Annotated in this window: 4 protein-coding genes; 3 read left to right on the top strand and 1 reads right to left on the bottom strand. The window is 65.3% G+C overall.

The features are described from left to right. Positions 1-5: 5 nt before the first annotated feature. Complete coding sequence (locus tag VKI00_RS21510) at positions 6-1202, bottom strand: cysteine desulfurase-like protein (RefSeq protein ID WP_324441014.1); 1197 nt, start codon at positions 1200-1202, stop codon at positions 6-8. 110 nt (positions 1203-1312) lie between these two features. On the opposite strand from VKI00_RS21510, the gene VKI00_RS21505 reads away from it, so the two are divergent. The 3 genes from VKI00_RS21505 to VKI00_RS21495 form a co-directional block, all read left to right on the top strand. Continuing rightward, positions 1313-3280 carry a DUF6541 family protein gene (locus VKI00_RS21505; protein WP_324441012.1) on the top strand — a complete coding sequence of 656 codons (1968 nt, stop codon included), beginning with the start codon at positions 1313-1315 and terminating at the stop codon, positions 3278-3280. Positions 3281-3367: 87 nt separating this feature from the next. Beyond that, positions 3368-3832 (top strand): bacterial proteasome activator family protein, encoded by a 465-nt coding sequence (locus tag VKI00_RS21500; protein WP_324441016.1) that lies wholly within the window; start codon positions 3368-3370, stop codon positions 3830-3832. A 10-nt stretch (positions 3833-3842) separates the two neighbouring features. Continuing rightward, on the top strand, positions 3843-4283 hold a 441-nt coding region (locus VKI00_RS21495; protein ID WP_324441010.1), incomplete at its 3' end, for an ABC transporter ATP-binding protein.

Below are 4283 nucleotides of genomic sequence, written 5' to 3'. Positions count from 1 at the left end.
ACCGTCTAGCCCAACGAGGCCAGGGCACGCACCAACTGGTCCACCTCGGCCATCGTCGAGTAGTGCGACAGCCCGACGGTGACCGCGCCGCCGACATCGTTGACCCCGATTACGTCGAGCACTCGCGAGCTGGCGTTGGAGATCGCCAGAATGCCGTTATCCCACAGCCGTTGCACCACCCGCTCGGCCGGCACTTCGTTGACCGCGAAACTGACGACGGGTATCCGCGATTCGGGCCGGGCGATCACCACCACCAATGGCAGCGAACGCAACAAGCCCATCAGGTACTCGAATACCCCGTCCATGTACGACATCGCCGATTGCATTGAGGTGGACAGTCTTTCGCGTCGCGTTCCGTGTGCCGACTCGTCAAGTGAGGCAAGGTACTCGATGCTGGCGACAAAACCGGCCAGCAGGCCGAATTGATGCACGCCGACCTCGAGGCGCGCCGGCCCGGTGGCATACGGGTCGGTCGACACCGAAGCGAAGGTGTTGATCATCGCCGGGTCGCGAAACACCAACGCTCCGATGGGCGGACCACCCCAGCCGACGGCGTTCACGGCCACCACGTCGGCGTCGATTTCGTCGATGTCGATCAGACGATACGGCGCCGCGGCGGAATGGTCGACAATCACGAACCCGCCGACGTCGTGGATCAGTTTGGTCACCGGGCGCAGATCGGTGACGGTACCCAAGGTCCCCGATGCCGATGTCACGGCAACTAGACGCGTCGGCTGCCCGATCAGGCCCTCCCACTGCCAGGTCGGCAAGTCACCGGTCTCGATATCGACCTCGGCCCATTTCACCTTGGCGCCGAACCGGTTTGCTGCGCGCAGCCACGGCGCGATGTTCGCCTCGTCGTCGAGCCGAGTGACGACCATCTCGTAGCCCAGGCCGGCGCGGGTCGACGAGGCGTCGGCCAACGACGACAGCAAAACCGCGCGATCGGCACCCAAAACCACGCCCCGCGGGTCGGCGTTGACCAGGTCCGCGGCCGCCTGCCGGGCCGCCTCCAGCACCGCGGCGCTGCGCTTGGCCGCCGGGTGTGGACCGGCCGTGTTGGGAAACGATCCGCGGAATGCGGTCGACACGGTGGTCGCCACCGAGTCGGGAATCAGCATCCCGGATGGCGCGTCGAAGTGCACCCAACCGTCCCCGAGCGACGGGTGTAATCCCCGCACCCGGGCGACGTCGTATGCCATGCCAGCCACCTTAGAGCTATGCGCAATAAGCCAAACCGTGACGGTAGCGAGGCGCCCAGATGCGTCCCCGCCCTACCGAGCCAGGTCACCCGGCCAGCCATACTAGTCCAGTGGGGCTGTGGTTCGGAACGCTGATCGCGTTGTTTTTGCTGATCGCGCCGGGGGCAATCGTCGCACGAATCAGTCAGCTAACTTGGCCGGTCGCCGTCGCAGTTGGCCCGGCGCTCACCTACGGTGTGGTCGCTCTGGCGATAATCCCCTTCGGGGCGCTCGGAATCCCTTGGAACGGTTGGACAGCGCTCATCACGCTGGCCGCGGTCTGCCTGGTGATGACGGGTTTGCAGGGGCTGCTCGCCCGCTACCGCGACGCCGAGGCCAAGACGGAAGGGATCCGCGGTTGGCAAACGCTGACGGTCACCGCGGGTGTGCTGCTGGGTGCCCTGCTGATCATGTGGGCGGCCTACCGCGGTATCACGCATTGGCAGTCCATTCCCAGTACCTGGGACGCGGTCTGGCACGCGAACGAGGTGCGCTTCATCCTCGACACCGGCCAGGCGTCGTCGACCCACATGGGCGAGCTGCGCAACGTCGAAACCCACCAGCCGCTGTACTACCCGTCGGTGTTTCACGCCCTGACGGCGGTGTTCTGTCAGCTCACCGGCGCGGCGCCCACCACCGGCTACACCCTGAGTTCGGTCGCGGCATCGGTCTGGCTGTTTCCGTCCAGCGCGGCCATGCTCACCTGGTTTCTGCTCAGGCCCGCTACCGGTGAGTGGCGCGCCGCCGGGGCGGCTGCCACGTCGGCCGCGATGTCGGCGTCGTTCACATCGGTGCCCTACGTCGAGTTCGGCGTCGCCGCGATGCCCAACCTGGCGGCCTACGGGGTCGCGATCCCGACGTTTGTGTTGATCACCTCAACGTGTAGACATCGCGACCGTATCCCGGCCGCCGTGCTGGCGTTGGTGGGCATCCTGTCGGTGCACCTCACCGGCGGATTCGTCGTCATCCTGTTCCTGTTGGCGTGGTGGATTTTCCACGCGTGGCGGCACCCGGTACACGGCCGGCGGGCCGACCTGCTGACCCTGGCTATGGTGGCCGTCCCGACGGCGCTGATATTGGCGCCGCAGTTCATCGGGGTGGCTCACCAGGCCGACATCATCGCCGGGCACGCGTTCCCCAGCTTCAAAAGCGTCAAGCAGGGCGTCATCGATGCGCTGCTGTTGCACACCCGGCACCTCAACGATTTCCCGATCCAATACGGCCTGGTCGTGCTGAGCGGCATCGGGATGGCGATCCTGCTGTACAAGAGAATCTGGTGGCCGCCGGTGCTCTGGCTGGTGCTGACCGTGGCGACCATCTACTCGGGGGCGCCGTTTCACAACCCGCTCGGCTCGGCGATCGAAGAATTCAGCCAGTTCTTCTACAACGATCCGCGACGACTCTCCGCCGTGGTGACGATGCTTGTGACGCCGATGGCGGGGATCGCGGTGTTCGCAATCGTCCTGGGCGTCGTTGCCGCGACCAAACGGCTCACCGGTCGGTTCACCCGACTGCCCGCACCGGTGTGGGTGGCGACGACGGTTGTCCTGCTGATCGTGAGCACTGTGTTCACCGCGCGCCATTACCTTTACCGACACTTGGTGTTGTTCGGCGACAAATACGACTCGGTGATCATCAACCAGAAAGACCTCGACGCGATGGCGTATCTGGCGACCCTGCCCGGCGCCCGCACAACGGTGATCGGCGACTCCAATGTCGACGGCACCGCGTGGATGTATGCCGTCGCCGACCTGCACCCGTTGTGGACGCACTACGACTTTCCGCAGCAGACCGGCCCGGGCTATTACCGCTTCATTTTCTGGGCCTACGCCGATCGCGACAACGATCCGCGAGTAGCCGAGGCGGTGCGGGCACTCAACATTCGCTACATCCTGACCAGCGTCCCGACGGTCGGGAAGTTCAAGGTGCCCGACGGACTAGTGTCAATAGACCAATCGAAGAGGTGGGCGAAGATCTACGACAACGGCCAGGCCTGGATCTACGAATGGCGTGGCGCCCCGGCAAGTCCCAAAACGTGACCCGCCGCCAGCGTAAGGAGAGTGACTGGATTGAGTAACGGCAACGATGACGACGACATCGAAATCATCGGTGGCCTCGACCCGCGGATGATGGCGGCCGCGAAGGATGACGACTCCGATGACCGATCGCTGACCGACCTGGTCGAGCAGCCGGCCAAGGTGATGCGGATTGGCACCATGATCAAACAGCTGCTCGAGGAGGTACGGGCCGCCCCGCTCGACGACGCCAGCCGCAACCGCTTACGCGAGATTCACGCCACCAGCATCCGGGAGCTCGAAGAGGGGCTGGCGCCGGAACTGCGGGACGAACTCGACCGTCTCACCCTGCCGTTCACTGAGGGCGCCGTCCCGTCAGATTCCGAGCTGCGCATCGCGCAGGCACAACTGGTCGGCTGGCTCGAGGGGCTGTTCCACGGGATCCAGACCGCGCTGTTCGCCCAGCAGATGGCCGCCCGCGCGCAGCTGGAGCAGATGCGTGAACAGCGTGGTCTGCCGCCGGGCGTCGGCAAGCCCGGCGGACCCGGTGGGCACGGCACCGGGCAATACCTCTAGGCGACAACCGGTGACGAGTCCCCGCCCTCACATCGAGACGCAGAACGCGTGGGTGGAGTTCCCCATCTTCGACGCCAAATCGCGCTCGCTGAAGAAGACCGTCCTGGGCGGCACGATCGGGCGCAACGCCTCCAACGTGGTGGTCATCGAGGCGTTGCATGATATCACCATGTCGCTAGACCTCGGCGACCGCGTCGGGCTGGTGGGCCACAACGGCGCCGGGAAATCGACTCTGCTGCGGCTCCTTTCGGGCATTTACGAGCCGACGCGTGGCTCCGCGACGGTAAGCGGTCGGGTCGCGCCGGTGTTCGATCTGGGCGTCGGCATGGACCCAGAGATCTCCGGCTACGAGAACATCATCATCCGCGGCCTGTTTCTCGGGCAGACGCGAAAGCAGATGCTGGCCAAGGTCGACGAGATCGCCGAATTCACCGAGCTGGGCGACTACCTG

Origin of the sequence: Mycobacterium sp. (genome assembly GCF_035314665.1) — a bacterium.
Classification (GTDB): Bacteria; Actinomycetota; Actinomycetes; order Mycobacteriales; family Mycobacteriaceae; genus Mycobacterium.
This window is presented reverse-complemented; position numbering and strand designations above follow the sequence as displayed.